Below are 17,269 nucleotides of genomic sequence, written 5' to 3'. Positions count from 1 at the left end.
AAGAAAGCAATGCCCCACCCCCTCCGCTTCACCCGCGCCGAGTTCTCCGGCGCCTTCGGCGATCTCGGGACCGACCTCCCGCTGCTCGTCGGCATTGTCGTCGCCACCGGCATGGACGCCACCACGGCCTTCGTCGTCTTTGGCGCGCTCCAGATTGCCTCCGGGCTCGCCTACCGGCTCCCCATGCCGGTCCAGCCGCTCAAGGCCATGGCGGCCATCGCCATCGCCGGCAAGCTCGCCCCGCCGCTCCTCGCCGCCGGTGGGCTTGTGGTGGGCGTCGTCATGCTCGTCCTCGCCCGCTCCGGCGCCCTCGAGTGGATCGCGCGCACGGTTCCCAAACCCGTCGTGCGCGGCATTCAGGTCGGACTCGGCATCCAGCTCGCCATGCTCGCCCTCACCCGCTTCATTCCGGCCAACGGGAACCGCGGATGGTTGTTGGCGGCGGTGTCGCTCGTGATCATCCTCTGGCTGCGCGAAAGTCATCGCGTCCCCGCCGCGCTGGTAGTGCTCGCGCTTGGGCTGGTCGTCGCTGCCCTCACGTGGCCCACCGGCGCGCCACTGCCGCTTGGCTTCCGGCTTCCGACGCTCCCCGCTCGGTGGCCCACACCCAGCGAGTTCGTTCAGGCCTCGCTGCTGCTGGCGCTCCCGCAACTCGCCCTCTCGCTCGGCAATTCCGTGCTCGCCACCAAGCAAGTGGTCGCCGATCTCTTTCCGGATCGTGAGCCGCTCACCGTGCGCCGCATCGGCACCACCTACGCGCTCATGAACCTCGTCGCCGCGCCGCTAGGCGGGATTCCGGTCTGCCATGGCTCCGGTGGGATCGCCGGGCACTACGCCTTCGGGGCCCGCACCGGTGCCAGTGGCGTTATCTACGGCACGTTCCTCGTGCTCGCCGGACTGCTACTCGTGGGCGAGCCAGCCGCCTTTCAACGCCTCTTCCCCGGCCCTATCCTGGGCACGTTGCTGTTGGTCGAGGCGATCACCGTGCTGCTGCTGGTGCGCGATCTGCGCGAGACGCCGGGTTGGTTGGTGTTCGCCGTGGGCGTTGGACTGGCCGCCGCGTTCGCACCATATGGTTACGCAGTCGCGCTCGCTGGCGGTACATTTCTGAGCATTGCCCTCCGACGCTGGCCGGGCCGGGTCGTTTCAAACTGACTGCACCGGATGCTCTCGCGCTGGCTGCTGCCTACACCGCTGTCGAGGTCAAACGCCATCCTTCTCGCGATGGCGTTTTTGGCGACGCATGCGCTGTCGCTGCTGCTGATCCGCTACGGCGGCCCCCTTGCTCCCGCGTGGCCGCCCGTCGGCATCGCACTCGCCGCGCTCATCTGGCTTCCCACCTCGCACCGACGACTCATCTTCGTCGGCGTAGTGGTGCTCGACACGCTGTCCAATGCGCTGCAGGGCTACGCGTCGCTCACGACCGTCGCCTATCTCGGCGTGACGATGTCGGAGCTGCTGTTCGCCGACTGGCTGCTACGCCGGTTCGCCTCGTCGCCCCTCCGCTTCGCGCGGCTGCGCGATGTCTCCCTGCTGCTGCTGGTCACCGCGCTCGCGACAGCGGTCGGCAGTGTCCCCGCCGCGTTCATCGCGCACGCGGCCAGCGGCGACCCGCTTATCGAAAACGCGATCGTGTGGTGGGTGGGCGACATGCTGGCCTACGTCATCGTCACACCGCTCACCGTGCTCCTGCTCGAGCGCCGCGAGTCGCCGGCCGCGCACCGGCGTGCGCGCTGGTGGTGGCGCGACGCGTTCGCGTTGACCCTGCTATTTCTGGTCGGATCACTCATGGCGTTTCGCGGCGACACCGTGTTCGGGGCGCTATCGGCGCACCCATACATGCTGTCACTGGTCGTGCTCTGGGCAACGCTTCGCTTCGGTCAGATCGGTGCCCTCTGCTGCCTCATGGGCATTGCGACCGTCGGCGTGACGCTGTTGCTCGCCGGGCAGTCGCTTTCGCTCGGCGGAAAGAACGGCACTGATGCGTTGGTGATTCTGCAGGTCTACCTCGGCGTGCAGGCGCTCATCGGCCTCGTGCTGGCGACGGCACTGCGCGAGCAACGCGAGACGGCCGAGGCGAACGCGCACATGCTCGAAGCACTGTCGTCGAGTGAGCAGCGATCGCGCCAGAGTCAGAAGATGGAAGCGATCGGACAGCTGGCCGGCGGCGTCGCGCACGACTTCAACAACGTGCTCGCCGCCGTGCTGATGCAGCTCGACGAGCTGCGCCTGCTGAAGGCGATGCCGCGAGAAGCGCTCGAGCTGCTGCGCGATGTCGAAACATCCGCGCAGCGCGCAGTGCGACTCACCAGGCAGCTGCTTGTGTTCAGCCGGCAGCAAGCCATGCAGTCGAGTCTGCTCGATCTCAACATGCTCGTCCGTACCCACGTGCGACTGCTACGGCGCGTCGTGCCGACCACCCACGCGCTCACCGTGGAGACGGCGGCCGACGCGCTCGTGGTTTCGGTGGACGGCGGCATGATTGAACAGGTGCTGCTCAACCTCGTGCTGAACGCCCGTGACGCGCTCGCCGAGGGCGGTCTGATCATGATTCGGACCGATCGCCGCGTCGTCGACGAGGTCGAGGCAGGCGAGCTCACGGCGGGTCACTACGCGGTGCTCGTGGTGCAGGATACGGGCGCCGGCATTTCCCCCGAGAACATGCCGCGCATCTTCGAACCCTTCTTCACGACGAAGCCGCCAGGGCAGGGCACGGGCCTCGGTCTGGCCACGGCGTACGGTATCGCCCAGCAGCATCAGGGACGCCTTCTCGTGTCCTCCACGGTCGGTGTCGGCACCACGGTCGAAGTGTGGTTGCCCGTGGTGGCCGACGTGCTCCCCGACGACGGCGCATCAGCGTACGCGGCGTCTACCGACTCCGATGAATTTGCCGTCGCCGCCACCGTGCTGGTCGTCGAAGACGAGCCGACGGTCAGTCGGCTGTTACAGCGCGTGTTGGAGCGCGACGGCTTCACGGTGCGCGCCGCGACCAGTGGTCGCGAGGTGCTCGATCACTGGAATCTGTACGAACGATCGGTGGACTTGGTGATTACCGATCTCGTCATGCCTGGAGGCGTGAGCGGTACGCAGCTGGCCGCGGAGTTACGTCGGCTCAAGCCGTCGCTGCCGATTGTTTTTACCAGCGGCTATGACCCGGAATTCGATCCGTCCGACGAGACCATGGTGCCGGGCGAGAATTTCATTCCGAAGCCGTCAACGGCCGAGCAGATCCTCGCCGTGGTACGCCGCCAGATCGCGTCGCGCGTGTCGATCGGCGAGTCCTGAGAAAGGTGGAATCGGCGCGTGGAGGCAGTTGACTATAGTAATTGACCATGGTCCAATTGCTAGGTAGCTTCAGGTATGGCGACCGAGTCCATCTCCATTTCTGCGTTCAAGGCAACCTGCCTCGCCGTGCTCGAGCGAGTCCGTCGCACGGGTGCGCCAGTGGTCGTCACGCGTCGGGGAGAGCCGATCGCGGAGATCATGCCGCCATCCACGATGTCGTTGCGCGCCGAGTGGATCGGGGCCCTGAAAGGCACCGCGCAAATGGTCGATGATCTCGTCGCACCCGTTGGAGACGCCGACGAGTGGGACGCGCTTCGCCCATGAGCGTGCGGTGAGAGTGCTGTTGGATACGCATGTGTGGATCTGGCTCATGCTGGAGCCGGCTCGTCTGCGGCGGTCCACGTACGAGCGGCTCTCGAATCCGGAGACGGTGATACACCTGTCGCCGATCAGCGTGTGGGAGGCTGTGCTGCTGGTTGAGCGAGGGCGCCTGCGTGTGGTGGGCTCCGCACGGCGTTGGGTCGAGTCGGCCCTTGCCGCCACGCCGCATCGCGACGCACCGCTCACCACTGCGGTGGCGATGTCGAGTCGCGAGATCAGCGTTCCGTACAACGATCCTGCCGATCGATTCCTGGCGGCTACCGCCGCCGTGTTTGATCTCACGTTGGTGACGGCAGACCAGAACCTCTTGCAGGGGTCGGGCTACCACGTGTTGCCGGCGGCGTAAGCCAATCTGCTTTGCCATGATGAACTGGACTCGACCGTGCGCCCGCGTCGCCGATCCACCGATGCCTCTGGCGCCAGGCGGCACGGGTTGGCGCGCCCACTCTGGGGTATGAGGCACAGGGTGGAACGTGCGCTGAGAAGGTGGCCACTGACACCCCCGCTCGCCAACCGCCGTATAGATGATACCTTGTACAACATGGGTCCCGATCAGCTGCCGTCGAGCGTCCTCCCCCACCTTTCAGATCTCTCATCATGACCAAGATCCGTATGGCCGTCGTTTCGGTCGCACTCGCGTTGTCTGTGACGGCCGTGGCCGCGCAGCGCATGCTCGCCGACTTCAGTGGTAAGTGGAACGTCGCCATCGACGCGCAGGGACAGTCGATGCAGTCGCTCATGACCGTCGCGCAAAAGGGCGACTCGGTGTCCGGCACCACCGAATCGCAGATCGGCACCGCCAATTTCGACGGTGTCGTGAAGGGTGACTCGATTTTCTTCGGCTTCGCGCTCGACATGGGCGGCCAGCAAATCAAGATTCGCGGCACCGGCGTGATGGCAGAGAAAGACAAGATGACCGGCACCATGGAAGCCGAAGGACTCGGCGCCTTCCCGTTCGCTGCTGCGCGTCAGCCGAACTAGCCGGAAATGCCGTCGACCGTCCTCGGCGAGTTTCTCGGAACATTGGTGTTGATCCTGCTCGGCAACGGGGTCGTGGCGGGCACGTTACTCGAGGGGACGAAGTCGAACGGCGCCGGCTGGATCGCCATCACCGCTGGTTGGGGATTTGCCGTGCTCGCCGGTGTGTTGGTGGCCGTTGGCCTCGACGCACCGGGTGAGCTCAATCCGGCAGTCACACTCGCCAACGTGCTCTTTGGTACGCGCACCGCGCCCGATGCCCTCTGGCACGTCGGCGCGCAGATGCTTGGAGCCATCACAGGTGCAACGCTGGTGTGGCTGCACTACCTGAGCCATTGGGGTCTCACTCGTGATCCCGCTGCGGTGCTTGCCTGCTTTTGTACCGCGCCCGCGATACGCAAGACGGTGCCAAATCTGATCAGCGAAATTCTCGGGACGATGGTGCTTGTGATCGTGGCCAGCGCCATTGGAACGCGCGCCGTTGCCGGCACCACGCCCGCCACGAATCTCGGCCCCGCGCTGGTCGGCGCACTCGTATGGGGCATCGGGCTCTCGCTCGGCGGCCCCACCGGCTACGCCATCAATCCGGCGCGTGATCTCGGACCTCGCATCGCACACGCCCTGCTGCCGATCTCAGGAAAGGGCGGCAACGACTGGGGCTACGCTTGGATCCCCGTTGTCGGACCACTCGTCGGCGGCGTGCTCGCCTCAATGATTTGGCAAGCTTCCACAGGCACCTGACCACGATGGTCGGTCATGTACTCTCTCCCCAATTCGGTTCGCGATGAGCATCAGTAGCGGACGTATCCTGACGGCGGCGCTCTGTGCCGCCGTTGGTATTGGCACCACCTACATCGGGGTTGCGGGGGCCGGACCGCTGCCGCCGCTCGGTGGACTGCTGTCACCCTCCGTCGGACTCTGGGCGAATGCGGTCGATGACTTGCCCGCGACGGCCAGCAGGCGAATCGCCGGTCTCGATAGCGCGGTCGACGTGCGTTACGACTCGCGCAGCGTACCGCACATTTTCGCCACGACCGATGCTGACGCGATGCGCGCGCTCGGCTACGTTACCGCGCGCGACCGGCTCTTTCAGCTCGAGATTCAGTCGCGCGCCGGCGAGGGCACACTGACCGAGTTGGTGGGCGACGTGGCGCTGCCGGCCGATCAGGAAACGCGACGGCTTGGCATGCCGCGCTCAGCGGAACGGAAGTGGCGTGAGATCGGTGAAAGCACGCCGAGCGGGAAACTGCTGCGGGCATACGCAGAAGGCGTGAATGCGTATCGCGCGTCGCTCTCGCCGGGACAATGGCCGGTGGAGTACAAACTGCTCAACCGCGCGCCGCGCGAATGGCTGCCGCTGCACTCGGTACACGTGCTTAATCGCATGGCTTATACACTCGCGCGCGCACCCGGTGAGCTCGACCTGCTCGCAGCGCGCGCACTGGTGGGCGAGGCCGCGGCGAACGCGCTGATGGAAGAGAATTCGCCCGTGCAGGAGCCGATTCAGCCGATGAATCGCAACGCTGCGAGGGTGGCGCTCGCGGTGATTCCGGCTCCGGGAGCGCCCGACAGTTCGGCCGCGCGCATGGTGGCGTCGCTGCGCTTGAACTCGAACGCGAAGGCGACGGGCATGTCGCCGTTGTCGTGGCTTAAGGACATCGATCCCACCGTCGAACAGGCGCGCGCGTTCGCGAGCAACAACTGGGCGGTCGCTCCGTCGCATTCGGCGAACGGACACGCGCTGCTGGCCGGTGATCCGCATCTCGAGCTCACGCTGCCGAGCATTTGGTATGAGGTGCACATCGTCGTGCCGGGCAGCTTCGAGATCGGTGGCGTGTCGATTCCCGGTTTGCCGGGTGTGCCGATCGGCTATTCGCGAGCGGTGGCGTGGAGTGCCACGAACACCGGCGCCGACGTCATGGACTTCTGGCGCGAGAAGGTCGACAACGACGCGGCACCGACCATGTATGAACTCGATGGCGTGATGACGAAGTTCACCGACACGCGCGTGGAGTCGTATCGCGACAAGGTTGGAAACGTCATAGACGTTGACACGATCTACTACACGCACCGCGGCCCGATGCAGCGTCAGGGACGCGAATGGCTGTCGATGCGCTGGACGGTGCTCGAGTCGGGAACCGAGCTGCAAGGGTACTTCGCCGCGTTCCACGCTACGACGGCACCGGCGTTTCTTGACTCGATGGCGAAATACTATCAGGCACCGGCGCAGAACTTCATTACCGCCGACACGTCGGGCACGATCATGATCCGCTCCACGGGACGCTATCCCGTGCGGGCCGACAGTGGACGCGGCACCGAAGTGCGTGACGGATGGTTGCGTGCGAACGATTGGATCGGTGACTGGCCGGTGTCGCGCTATCCGCAGGGCCGGAATCCGGCGCAGGGCTATCTCGCGTCGGCCAATCAGCAGCCCATCGATCCGCAGCAGGATGCGCTGTATCTGGGCCCCGATCCGAATTTCGAGATTTGGCGTGCGCTGCAGATCAATCGGTTGCTTCGCGCCGACAGTACGGTCACGGTCGACGAGATGCGTGGCTTTCACACGAATCCGGGCAGTGTGCGCGCCGAGCTCCTGGCACCGGCGTGGGTATCGGCCGCGCAGGCACGCTTGGCGGCCGGTGATACGTCGCGTTCACTGAAAGCGGCCACCACGCTGTTGGCTGCTTGGAATCGGCAGTACACGAGAGACAACACGGGCGCGCGGTTGTTCGAAACCGCCGTCGCGCACACCGTCGCGTTGTTGTACGACGAGTTCATTCCCGCCAAGTCGGTGCTCCGCGTCGTGACGCCAAGTGAGTCGCGGCTGCTGCAGCTGTTGGCCGATTCCGCTAACGGGTGGTGGGACGACCGTCGTACGGGAGATGTGCACGAAGATCGCAACGTGATTCTCGCCAAGGCGCTGCGGGCGGCGTACGACACGTTGGTCACGGAGTTCGGTGATCCTGCAAAGTCGCCGTGGACGTGGGGACGCGTCGCCCCTGCGCGACCGAATCACTTGCTGCGCTTGGCGGGCTTCTCAGCGCCGGAGATGCCGATCGACGGCGGACGCGGTACGCTCAACCCGTCGGTGGGCTCGAAGCGCGCTAATTTCGGCGCGAGCTGGCGTATGGTGGTCGACATGGACACGGAGCCACGCATCCGCGCGGTCTATCCGGGAGGGCAGAGTGGCAATCCGTCCAGTACGCGCTATCTCGATCGCTATGCCATGTGGGCCAACGGACAGCTCGACAGCGTGCGTACTCCGCGTAGCGCGAAGGATCTGGCGGCGTCGGATACGCGCGCCGTGCTCACTCTCACTCGCTGACCGGGCCGCCGACGATGTGGATGAATTTCCTCAGCGCAGTCCTGCTGCAGTTCGTTGCGCAGCGCTTCTTGGGCGTGTGGGGCGCGGCCGTGGCCGGCATGTTGACCGGCGTGTTGTTCCGGCAAGGTGGCGCGATTCGCGCCGGTGCACTCTCGGCGGCACTCGCGGCAGCGGTGTTGCTGGTAGTCGCGGCCGAGCGCGGCGCCGCTCTCGGCCAGTTCGCGTCGACGATCGGACGCAACTTCTCGCTGCCCGGCTGGGCGGTGCTGGTGGCAACGCTGGCATTGCCGGCCCTACAGGCCAGTGGGTTTGCCGGCCTTGTCAGCCGCGTCCTACGACAGGAGCGCGTGGCGATTCGCTAGACCCGTCGCGACGCGATCACTTGGAGGCCCCATCGAGTTCGGTCCACAAGCGACGAATCGCGATGGGGCTTTGCTGTTCCGCCAGGAACCACTTCGCGTACGGACCCCAGTTCGCCTGTGCGATCGCCTGATCGACGGTGAGTCCGGCCGCCTTGAGCCGCGTCACTTCAGCGATCACGGCGATCACGGCGTCGCGGAACGCGACGAGCTCTTCGCGCGACACGTTCGCGTTTTCGATGAAGCCGTGACCGGGAATGAACCGGTCCACGTGCTTGAGCGCGAGCGCCTGGTTGATCGTGCGCACCCACTCGGCGCCATAAGCCGAGCGCATGGCGGGGAAAACACGGTTCAGGTACGCCTCGCTCATGAACAGCAGGTTCTCCGACGGCACTTCGACCATGAGGTCGCCACCCGTATGCGCGCGACCGAGAAAGCGCACGCGCACGCTGATGCCGCCAAGATCGATGATCTCATCGTCGCTCCTCATGGCCACCGGTGGCACGATCACCGCCGGGCGGTTGGCAGCCACCGCAGCGGCCGAATCTTTCTTGAGCTGCGCGAGCGAGTTGGCGTGCACCACGAACTGCATGTCCTCGGGAAGCACACTATTGCCGGCGGTATGATCGCCGTGATCCGAGCCCACCACGTACCATTTCACCGGCAGCGGCGAGATCGTCTTGATCCTGTCGAGCATGGTCTGCGTGGCTTGCACGCTGCCCTGACCATCGGCGACCAGCACGCCGTTCCGTCCGATCACAATGAGACTGACTGTTGTGAAGCCGGGCTGCCGGATCTCTTCGTAGCCGTACACGCGCTCGCTCAACTTTACGAAACGCGGGAAGGCACTGAGGGGAACGCCGCGAACCGCTGGGTCGGCGGTACGGACGGAGGCCTGGGCGTGAAGGCCGGTGGCGGCGAGGCAGAGGCAGAGGCAGAAGAGGAGTCGCATGGGGGTTTTTTGAACTGCGAGGGGCGCTAGAAATAGAGGGCACTAGAAATAAAGAGCGCTAGGAATAAACGGCGCTAGGAGTAAACTGCGGAACTGATGAACAGCGTGGTACTGCGCTGTTTTGTTTTTACGCTGTCAATTCCTAGCGCCCCTCAGTCCTAGCGTCGTTCGCTTTTGATGAGGCGCCCGAGCATTTCCACGAACTCCGACCGATAGCCGCCTTCGTCGCTTCCCATGGCATCGTTCGCCATCTCGAGCGCCGAGCGTAGTGTCGCCGCGCCTTTGTGTTCCGAGTTGCGTAGCACCATCCCGAAGGCGGCCACCGAGGCCGCGAAGCGGAAGTCGTTGGACGCACTCTCTCGGCGAGAGTCGATCACAACCTGTGTGAGCTGCTTGCTCGTGCTTTCGTCCGGCGTCTTGTAGCGCATACGCACGAACATCAGCTCGTTCTTCGCCGCGGCGGTGCGCGGCGCGTCGCTACTCGGCACCTGGTAGCGCAGCGAGTCCTGGTTTCGCAGCGTAATCGTGCTGGTCACGCCGGCCGGGACCACTTCGTACAGCGCCGTTACCGAGTGTCCGGCACCCATATCACCGGCGTCCTGCTTGTCGTCGGTGAAATCTTCGGTGGCGAGCAGCCGGTCTTCATAGCCGATCAAACGATACGCGCGCACCGCGGATGGATTGAACTCGACCTGCAGCTTCACGTCGTTCGCCACGGTCACCAGCGTCGCACCCATCTCCTTCACCAATACCTTCCGTGCTTCGGCGATATCATCCACGTACGCGTAGTTGCCGTTGCCGCGCTTGGCGAGCTTCTCCATCTTCGCGTCTTGGTAGTTGCCCTCACCGAAGCCGAGAATGGTGAGGTACGTGCCTTCCGATCGCTTGCTCTCGATGAGGCGCTCCAGGTCGCCGTCGCTGCTGGCGCCCACGTTGAAGTCGCCATCGGTGGCTAGGATCACGCGGTTGTTGCCGTTGGGCTTGAAGTGTTCGCGCGCCGTGCGGTAGGCGAGTTCGATGCCCGCGCCGCCGGCGGTGGAGCCACCAGCTTCCAAGCGGTCGATGGCGGCAGCAATCGTCGACTGCTCTTTACCACTCGTGCTCGGCAGCACGAGCCCCGCGGCACCGGCGTACACCACCAGCGCCACGTGGTCCTGCGGACGCAACTGATCGACCAACAGGCGTAACGACGACTTCACCAACGGCAGCTTGTTCCACTGGTTCATCGATCCCGACACATCGATCAGGAACACCAGGTTACTCGGCGGCAGCGCCGCGGTCTCGATACGACGCGCCTGCAGCGCCACACGAACCAGGCGATGCTTGGGCTGCCATGGGGCCGCCATCGTTTCGGTGGTGATCGAGACCGGCGCGTCACCGCGCGGTGATGGGAGGTCGTACGGGAAGTAGTTGATCAACTCTTCGATGCGCACCGCATCGGGCGGCGGCGTCTTCCCCTGTGAAATGAAGCGGCGCAGGTTGCTGTACGAGGCGCGGTCAACGTCTACCGAGAAGGTGGAGCGTGGGTTCACCGACACGGCGAGAAACGGATTTTCGTCGATCTTGTCGTATTGCTCGCGATTGCCGCCGTTGTCTCGGCGCGGGTAGTCGCGGGGGCGAGTCGGTGCGAGGGAGACGGGAGCGGCGACCCCGCGCGCGATGCCACCGGCCACGCCACGTCCGCTGAAGTCCTGCGCTGGCTGAGCGGCCGTGACGACCGCCGCCATCGACGCGACGGACACTCCGCGTTCCTTCGACGCCTCACCGTTGACGATAACCTCACTCAACGACATCGCGGTCGTCGTCATTACCTGATCGATGCGGAGCGTGTCGCCCGTTGCTTTCCGGGTCGCGGTTGCTGGGGTGAAACCGAGCCGTTTGAACGTAAGGCGAATGCTCGAATTTGGCATCACGCCAGAAATCGAGGCGGTGTAGAAACCATTCGTCGCGGTGACGGCGGTGCGCGCCGCCGCGAGACTCCCCGCCACCGATGCCTGCACCTGCACTCCCTCGACTGCCCGGAGGGTGTTCACGTCGCGCACCGTTCCATACACGACGACGGTACGCGGCGCGGGTGACACGGCCCGCTCCGACGATGAGGCGATCGTCGCCATGGTGCGACCACTCACCATCGGGTCAGCAGCGTTGGCCGAGGTCCCCGTGGCGGATGACGCGCTGTCCATCGGTGCCGTGGCCTTGCGAGCCTGCGCCATCGGTGCGGTGGCCGCGATCACCTCCGTTGCAGCGGGGCCTGTGGCCGCTGGTACCGCCGGTGCAGCGGATGCCGAGCCCACGAGTGGCGTGGGCGCCGGTGGCGTGGGCGCCGGTGGCGTGGGCGCGTCCGCCAACGGTTGCGTCGTCGGTGCCTGCGCCGTCGGTACCGCCATTACCGCTCCCGATACAGCCGCGCGCTCTGTCGTGACCGTCAGCTGCTCCGATCGCGACATCACCCACGTGGTACCGCCCGCCATCAACGCGAGCGCGGCGGCTACACGGAACATGGGCCGCGAGTGCCATGCCGGCGCAGCCTTCTGTTCCGCGCGGGTGCGCACATCCGCCTGCGCCACGATTGCGGCTGCCGCTTTTGCCGTGTCTGCCGGCGACACCACGCCGCCCGGTGCATCGTCGAGCGCTCCCAGCATGCGTGAAGCCGCCGCGGTATATCCGCGCAACGTCGCCACTTCCTGCTGGCACACCGCGCACCCACCTACATGCGCCTGCACCTGCGCGCTGTTCGCGCTGTCAAACGCGTGGTCCAGCCACGTCTGCAGCGATCCCTCGTCGGGATGTCCCGCGTCGGTCCACACGATCTGCAGCGTGTCGTCCGGCGTCATTTCGTTATGCGACATCGGCTCCTCCCAATGCTTTGCGTTCGCGAACGAGCGACTCGTAGATGTCCACCAGGCGGCGTCGGGCGCGCGAGAGCGTCGTGCCCACGGATCCCGCCGACAGGCCAAGGGTGGCGGCAATTTCGTGATAGTCGAGTCCTTCTTCGCGCAGGAGCAGCGCCGCGCGATCCTTCTCGCCGAGTGCGTCGATCGCCGATCGCGCGAACGCCTGTTCCCGCAGCAGATCGTGCCGCTGCTCCTGCGTCACGGACTCATGTTCGACCGTGCGCGTCTGCGACTCGTCGGTGCGCAGCGCTTCGAGATGACGACGTCGGCGCGTTTCACGGCGGCCTTCGTCGCGAATCAGATTCGTGGCCACGGAAAAGAGCCACGATCGTTCATTCGTGAGCGGCAGATGCCGCATGGCGCGGAGAAAGGTCTCCTGCGCGAGTTCTTCCGCGAGATCACGGTCACCAAGGCGCCGCGCGAGATAACGCACGACGGGTTGGTGGTACTCGCGGAACAGGCGGTCGATGTCGTCCATCGCCTCGGGAGCTGGGGGTTCACGAGTTGGACGATGACGCAGCTCAAACTTACACACACCCTCTCGGGCACCGGAACAATAGGGCGAATTTAGCCCCAACAGCGTCCAGCGGGGGTAGTCGCGGCGATCCGTGGCAAGGCAGTGCTTGAAGACGGCTGACGAACAGCGTACCGTCGATCGGCACGAATCGCTGCTGAGAAACAGCAATCGCAACATTTTCAAGTATGTGGCGCTTCGAGCGCACTCGCCGACGAGCGACGGAACCAGCCCGCAAAATACTGGTCTTCCCGACCGCCAGCATCCATGCACAGTGCTGGCGCTAGCCCCTCTTCTGCTCCAGTCGGGCCACCCGCTCCCGTACGTCCTGTACCACCGGCTGCAGCTCGGGGTCCGCATCCTTCCACAGTTCCACGAACTCGCGATAGCGGCGAATGGCCTGCGCCACGTTTCCGCGCTCCTCGTACAGCTCGCCCAGCCGCTTGAGCGCGCGGGCGCGCTCGAACACGTCCTCCCACCAGCGTGCCTCCGGGTCGCGGCTCGCCAGCATGGACTCGTAGAGCGCGACCACCGAATCGCGCTGGCCCATCGCATTATAGGCGCGGGCCAGCGCGCCCGATCCGCAGATGTTGCAGAACATTTCTGCTCCCAGCACGCGTCGGAACGACCGGACGGCGTCGGCCGGACGACCCTCCGCCATCGCGATCTCGCCAGCGATCCAGTTCCTCCACGTGGTGTCTCGCGGCAGCAACGGTTCGGCCGCCGCCAGCATGCGCCGCGCTTGCGTCACGTTGCCCGCCCGCGCATGCACGAAGGCGCGATACAACGTCCTCTGCTCCGCGGGCGCCGCGCCCGATTTCGCGATGGATGTTTCAAGTCGGGCCAAGCGGGCTCGGGCGCCGACGCTGTCGTCGAAGGCAACGATCCGCGCTTCGGCGATATTGGCCTCCGCCTCGAAAAGCGCGGCCGGATCCACCTTCATGGCCAGTGGACGAAGCAGCACATCGACGTCGCGCTCGGCGGTGTTCAGTTGTCCGCGCATAAGCTGGAGTCGGAATCGCCGCTGCACCGTCGGGCCCTCGATGTCGATCGCCGGCTTGGACGCCAGGACGCTGTCGAGCCGCGTGGCAATTGACGTGTAGTCGCCTTCCGAGGCCGCCTTGTCGATGGGCAGTACGAGCCGTGCGCGCGGCGACGAGATACTCGCGACGGTGCGCCGCAGTGAGTCGACCAGCGCTGCGTCGCCGCGGGCCAGCGCCGCGTCATACAGCATCTCCCACGGCGCCAGCGCTCCCGGCCGACTAGCGAGCGCGGCGCGCAGCAGCGGCGTGGCCTCGGCGTAACGACCCTTCCCTATCAGAAGGCGACCAAGATTGTTGAGCGCCGCATAGTTGGTCGGCTCTATCGCCAGCAGGGCATTGTGCGCCGCCATTTCTTCCGTGTATTCGCCGCGCGCCGAGTGATAGCGCGACTCGATCCGTAACCGTTCGACCTGAGGGAGCTTGCTGCGCAAGTTGTAGGCGCGCTGCACCGCACGGTCGCGATCGGCCGGCCGAATACTCATGTTGCTCAGCGTCGTGGAGAGCCCGCTCCATGCACTGGCAAAGGTGCTGTCGATCTTGAGTGCCTGCTCGAAGGCCTGCGACGCCGTGAACTGCTCGCCGTTGCGCATCAGCTCCACGGCCGACGCATACGCCACCAGGGCGTCGATCGACGACGTGGTGACAGAGGGCAGTGCGGGGCTCGCGCGCAGCGACGACACCGACTCGCCGGCCTGCTCGCGCAGCGCCTTCGACAAGCGATCGATGGCGTCCAGCAACTCCGACGACGACTTCGCCGTTTCACGGAGTGCCGCGACTTCGCTGCCATCGGCCACACTCACCAGTCGCGCCGTGAGCGCGTAGCCGGTGCCCAGCGGCCGTAGCGCGCCCGTGACAAACGCCTTGGCGCCGGTGCGCCGTCCGAGATCGCGCGCCAAGCTGTCGGTAAGTTCGGCGTTGGCTGCCACGCGCATGGTCTGCAGAGTGCTGGCTACCAACTGCGGCTCTACCACACGAACGGTCGGCGACTGCTGCAAGTCGATCCGCAGCGCTTCGGTCACGGCGCGCGAGTACGACGAATCCTTCGCTTCATGCGCGAACGACGCCACGACCAACAGATCGCGTTCGGCCGTGGTCACGGCGGTGTCTGAATCGCGGCCTTTCACGAGCAGCCATGTAGCAAGTCCCGCCGCCGCCAGGGCGAACCCGAGAAATGCGAGGCCACGACCACGCGATGTCGAGCGCGGCGGCGTTCGCGACGGCGCATGCGCATCCGCCCCCGTGACCTGCGATGAGGGTGTCGCGACCACTCCTGCGCTGTCGATCGCGTCGAGTGCTTCCAGCACCGCATCGGCCGTGGCCGGACGATCGTCCACATCTTTGGCCAGGCAGCGCATGAGCAGCGCGTCGATGGCTGGTGGCAGTTCGGTCCGCAACGTACGCGGCGCGGCCGGCATGGTCTGCACCTGCGACGCCAACGCGCGCGCGGGCGTCATACCGCCGAACGGCGCGTTCCCCGTGAACATCTCGTACGCCACAAGCGCCGTGGAATACACATCGGCCCGCGGATCGATCTCCGTCATGCCCGCCGCCTGCTCAGGCGCCATGTACGCCGGCGTGCCGACCACGAAGCCGATTCCTGTAAGCGCGGCCGAGCCACCGCCGGTTGAGGTGGCTGATGCCACAGCCTTCGCGATGCCGAAGTCGGTCACGACCGCGTGGCGACCGCTGAGCAGCACGTTGTCGGGATGATGTCGCGGTGTACCACGCCCGCCTTGTGGGCATACGACAGCGCATCGAGCATGTCACGCCACACCGTGATCACTTCGCGCACGGACATGCTACCGGTGCTCATGCGACCACGCAGCGTGTCGCCTTGCACGTAGGGCATTGAATACCACAACGTGTCCGCATCCTCACCGGTGGCGAGGACCGGCACGATGTGTGGATGCTGCAACCGCGCGACGAACTGCACCTCACGGCGGAACCGGTCGGTATTCACGGTGGCCGCCATATCCGGCGGCAACACCTTCAGCACGACGCGCCGACCGAGCGCGAGCTCCTCGGCCACGAACACGCGACTCATGCCACCGCCCCCGAGCTCCCGCTCGATACGATAGCGGTCGCCCAATTGGACCCGGAGGGTAGCGAGCAAATCACTCATGGCGATAAAATAACGCCCCAACGACCGCTACATGTCCTACGCGCCTTTGGCCCGGTAGCGCTCCAGCCAGGCCGAAGACCACGACGCGAACCGCTCGTCCCGGATCGCCGACCGGATCTGCTCCATGAGTCGCAGCAGAAACGTCAGGTTGTGCAGCGCCAGCAGTCGCTGTCCCAGTGGCTCCTCGTTGGCGTGCAGATGCCGCAGATAGGCGCGGTCGTAGTCGGTGCAGGCGGGGCAGGGACACGTATCGGTAAGCGGCCTGCGGTCGGTGCGGTGGCTGCTCTTCCGGATCGACAGCTTGCCGTCTTCGGTGAACACGGTGCCGTGCCGGCCCATTTTGGTGGGCGCCACGCAGTCGAACAGGTCCATGCCGCGGCGCACCGCCTCGATCAGATCGTCGGGGAACCCAACGCCCATGAGGTAGCGCGGCTTGTCGCGCGGCAACAGCGGGGCACAGCTGTCGAAGGTGGCATACATGAGTGGCTTGGCCTCACCGACCGACAACCCTCCCATCGCAATGCCGGCCCAGTCGCCCGTTTGCAGAATGCCGCGGATCGACGCCGTGCGCAGCTCGTCACTGGTGCCGCCTTGAATGATCGGAAAGAGCGCCTGCGGTGGTGCCAAGCGTTCGCGTTCGACATCGCCACCGTACATCGCGGGCGCGCCTTCGGGCACCGCGAACGGCGTGGCCGGCTCCCGCCCGTCGCGCTCGAGGCGGTCGAACTCGATGCGGCAACGCTCGAGCCAACGCAGACTACGCTCCATGGCCGAACGCGACGCCGCATGTTCGGCGCCACCTTCGATCAGTTCGTCGAGCTGCATGATCACATCGGCGCCGAGATTGCGCTCGATCTGCATCACGCGCTCAGGCGTGTAGTTATGACGTGACCCATCCACGATGCTCTTGAACGTCACGCCCTCTTCGCGCACGTGGCGGAACTTGGCCAGCGAGAACACCTGATAGCCACCGGAGTCGGTGAGCATGGGGCCGCTAAAGCGCGAGAACGCATGCAGTCCACCCAGCGCCCGCACCATCCGGTCGCCCGGATTCAAATACAGGTGATACGCGTTGGCGAGTATCATCTGCGCCCCCGCGGTGCGCACCTCGCGCATGTCGAGGCCACGCACCGCAGCACGCGTACCCACCGGCATGAACTCCGGCGTCTGCACCACACCGTGCGGCGTGGTAAACCATCCCAGTCGGGCGCCGTCGCGATCGTGCGACGCGCGAAACGCAAAGCCCGGCGAACTCGTGATACTCACGACGAGTCGGAGGTCGCGGCGTCGTGCCGCAATGCGTCGTGCCGCAATGCGTCGTGCCGCAATGCGTCGTGTATCGACGGCGGATACTCTGCCGGCTCACCGGCGCGCTGGCGCGTTTCCGCATCTAGCATGCCACGTAACGCCGAAAGC

Annotated in this window: 14 protein-coding genes; 8 read left to right on the top strand and 6 right to left on the bottom strand. The window is 65.7% G+C overall.

Features of this window, described 5'->3' with window-relative positions; genetic code table 11:
- Nucleotides 1–9: 9 nt before the first annotated feature.
- The 8 genes from ACLL97_RS02450 to ACLL97_RS02415 all read left to right on the top strand — a co-directional run bounded on the left by ACLL97_RS02450 (nt 10) and on the right by ACLL97_RS02415 (nt 8,331).
- Nucleotides 10–1,155, top strand: a complete 1,146-nt coding sequence (locus tag ACLL97_RS02450; RefSeq protein ID WP_411278886.1) for a putative sulfate/molybdate transporter — start codon at nt 10–12, stop codon at nt 1,153–1,155.
- Nucleotides 1,156–1,164: 9 nt separating this feature from the next.
- On the top strand, nt 1,165–3,285 hold the full coding sequence (locus ACLL97_RS02445; RefSeq protein ID WP_411278885.1) for an MASE1 domain-containing protein: 2,121 nt from the start codon (nt 1,165–1,167) through the stop codon (nt 3,283–3,285).
- A 75-nt stretch (nt 3,286–3,360) separates the two neighbouring features.
- A complete protein-coding gene (locus ACLL97_RS02440; protein ID WP_411278884.1) occupies nt 3,361–3,609 on the top strand; it encodes a type II toxin-antitoxin system Phd/YefM family antitoxin in 249 nt (82 codons plus the stop codon).
- Between the two features lie 7 nt (nt 3,610–3,616).
- Nucleotides 3,617–4,012, top strand: a complete 396-nt coding sequence (locus ACLL97_RS02435) for a type II toxin-antitoxin system VapC family toxin (RefSeq protein WP_411278883.1) — start codon at nt 3,617–3,619, stop codon at nt 4,010–4,012.
- A 251-nt stretch (nt 4,013–4,263) separates the two neighbouring features.
- A complete protein-coding gene (locus tag ACLL97_RS02430; protein WP_411278882.1) occupies nt 4,264–4,647 on the top strand; it encodes a hypothetical protein in 384 nt (127 codons plus the stop codon).
- A gap of 6 nt (nt 4,648–4,653) precedes the next feature.
- On the top strand, nt 4,654–5,385 hold the full coding sequence (locus ACLL97_RS02425) for an MIP/aquaporin family protein (protein WP_411278881.1): 732 nt from the start codon (nt 4,654–4,656) through the stop codon (nt 5,383–5,385).
- Nucleotides 5,386–5,428: 43 nt separating this feature from the next.
- On the top strand, nt 5,429–7,969 hold the full coding sequence (locus ACLL97_RS02420) for a penicillin acylase family protein (protein ID WP_411278880.1): 2,541 nt from the start codon (nt 5,429–5,431) through the stop codon (nt 7,967–7,969).
- Between the two features lie 20 nt (nt 7,970–7,989).
- Complete coding sequence (locus ACLL97_RS02415) at nt 7,990–8,331, top strand: hypothetical protein (protein ID WP_411278879.1); 342 nt, start codon at nt 7,990–7,992, stop codon at nt 8,329–8,331.
- 16 nt (nt 8,332–8,347) lie between these two features.
- Here ACLL97_RS02415 and ACLL97_RS02410 read toward each other — a convergent pair whose 3' ends face one another.
- The 6 genes from ACLL97_RS02410 to ACLL97_RS02385 form a co-directional block, all read right to left on the bottom strand.
- The gene (locus ACLL97_RS02410) at nt 8,348–9,280 is read right to left on the bottom strand and encodes a hypothetical protein (protein WP_411278878.1); all 933 of its coding nucleotides are present in this window, start codon (nt 9,278–9,280) and stop codon (nt 8,348–8,350) included.
- 158 nt (nt 9,281–9,438) lie between these two features.
- A complete protein-coding gene (locus ACLL97_RS02405) occupies nt 9,439–11,412 on the bottom strand; it encodes a vWA domain-containing protein (RefSeq protein ID WP_411278905.1) in 1,974 nt (657 codons plus the stop codon).
- A 706-nt stretch (nt 11,413–12,118) separates the two neighbouring features.
- Nucleotides 12,119–12,652 (bottom strand): RNA polymerase sigma factor, encoded by a 534-nt coding sequence (locus ACLL97_RS02400; RefSeq protein WP_411278877.1) that lies wholly within the window; start codon nt 12,650–12,652, stop codon nt 12,119–12,121.
- A 319-nt stretch (nt 12,653–12,971) separates the two neighbouring features.
- Nucleotides 12,972–15,428: a protein kinase domain-containing protein gene (locus ACLL97_RS02395; RefSeq protein ID WP_411278876.1), complete on the bottom strand. Its 2,457-nt coding sequence runs from the start codon at nt 15,426–15,428 to the stop codon at nt 12,972–12,974.
- Nucleotides 15,398–15,853: a serine/threonine-protein kinase gene (locus ACLL97_RS02390; protein ID WP_411278875.1), complete on the bottom strand. Its 456-nt coding sequence runs from the start codon at nt 15,851–15,853 to the stop codon at nt 15,398–15,400. The genes ACLL97_RS02395 and ACLL97_RS02390 overlap by 31 nt, the downstream gene beginning before the upstream one ends.
- A 36-nt stretch (nt 15,854–15,889) precedes the next feature.
- Nucleotides 15,890–17,119 (bottom strand): tRNA guanosine(34) transglycosylase Tgt, encoded by a 1,230-nt coding sequence (locus ACLL97_RS02385; RefSeq protein WP_411278874.1) that lies wholly within the window; start codon nt 17,117–17,119, stop codon nt 15,890–15,892.
- Nucleotides 17,120–17,269: the final 150 nt, after the last annotated feature.

It is taken from the genome of Gemmatimonas sp., assembly GCF_046594945.1.
Lineage (GTDB): Bacteria > Gemmatimonadota > Gemmatimonadetes > Gemmatimonadales > Gemmatimonadaceae > Gemmatimonas.
This window is presented reverse-complemented; position numbering and strand designations above follow the sequence as displayed.

Excerpts from the sequence above, each read along its gene's own strand:
- ACLL97_RS02450 (WP_411278886.1), top strand. The coding sequence starts at position 10 with ATGCCCCACCCCCTCCGCTTCACCCGCGCCGAGTTCTCCGGCGCCTTC.
- ACLL97_RS02445 (WP_411278885.1), top strand. The coding sequence starts at position 1,165 with ATGCTCTCGCGCTGGCTGCTGCCTACACCGCTGTCGAGGTCAAACGCC.
- ACLL97_RS02440 (WP_411278884.1), top strand. The coding sequence starts at position 3,361 with ATGGCGACCGAGTCCATCTCCATTTCTGCGTTCAAGGCAACCTGCCTC.
- ACLL97_RS02430 (WP_411278882.1), top strand. The coding sequence starts at position 4,264 with ATGACCAAGATCCGTATGGCCGTCGTTTCGGTCGCACTCGCGTTGTCT.
- ACLL97_RS02425 (WP_411278881.1), top strand. The coding sequence starts at position 4,654 with ATGCCGTCGACCGTCCTCGGCGAGTTTCTCGGAACATTGGTGTTGATC.
- ACLL97_RS02420 (WP_411278880.1), top strand. The coding sequence starts at position 5,429 with ATGAGCATCAGTAGCGGACGTATCCTGACGGCGGCGCTCTGTGCCGCC.
- ACLL97_RS02415 (WP_411278879.1), top strand. The coding sequence starts at position 7,990 with ATGAATTTCCTCAGCGCAGTCCTGCTGCAGTTCGTTGCGCAGCGCTTC.
- ACLL97_RS02410 (WP_411278878.1), bottom strand. The coding sequence starts at position 9,280 with ATGCGACTCCTCTTCTGCCTCTGCCTCTGCCTCGCCGCCACCGGCCTT.
- ACLL97_RS02405 (WP_411278905.1), bottom strand. The coding sequence starts at position 11,412 with ATGGTGAGTGGTCGCACCATGGCGACGATCGCCTCATCGTCGGAGCGG.
- ACLL97_RS02400 (WP_411278877.1), bottom strand. The coding sequence starts at position 12,652 with ATGGACGACATCGACCGCCTGTTCCGCGAGTACCACCAACCCGTCGTG.
- ACLL97_RS02390 (WP_411278875.1), bottom strand. The coding sequence starts at position 15,853 with ATGAGTGATTTGCTCGCTACCCTCCGGGTCCAATTGGGCGACCGCTAT.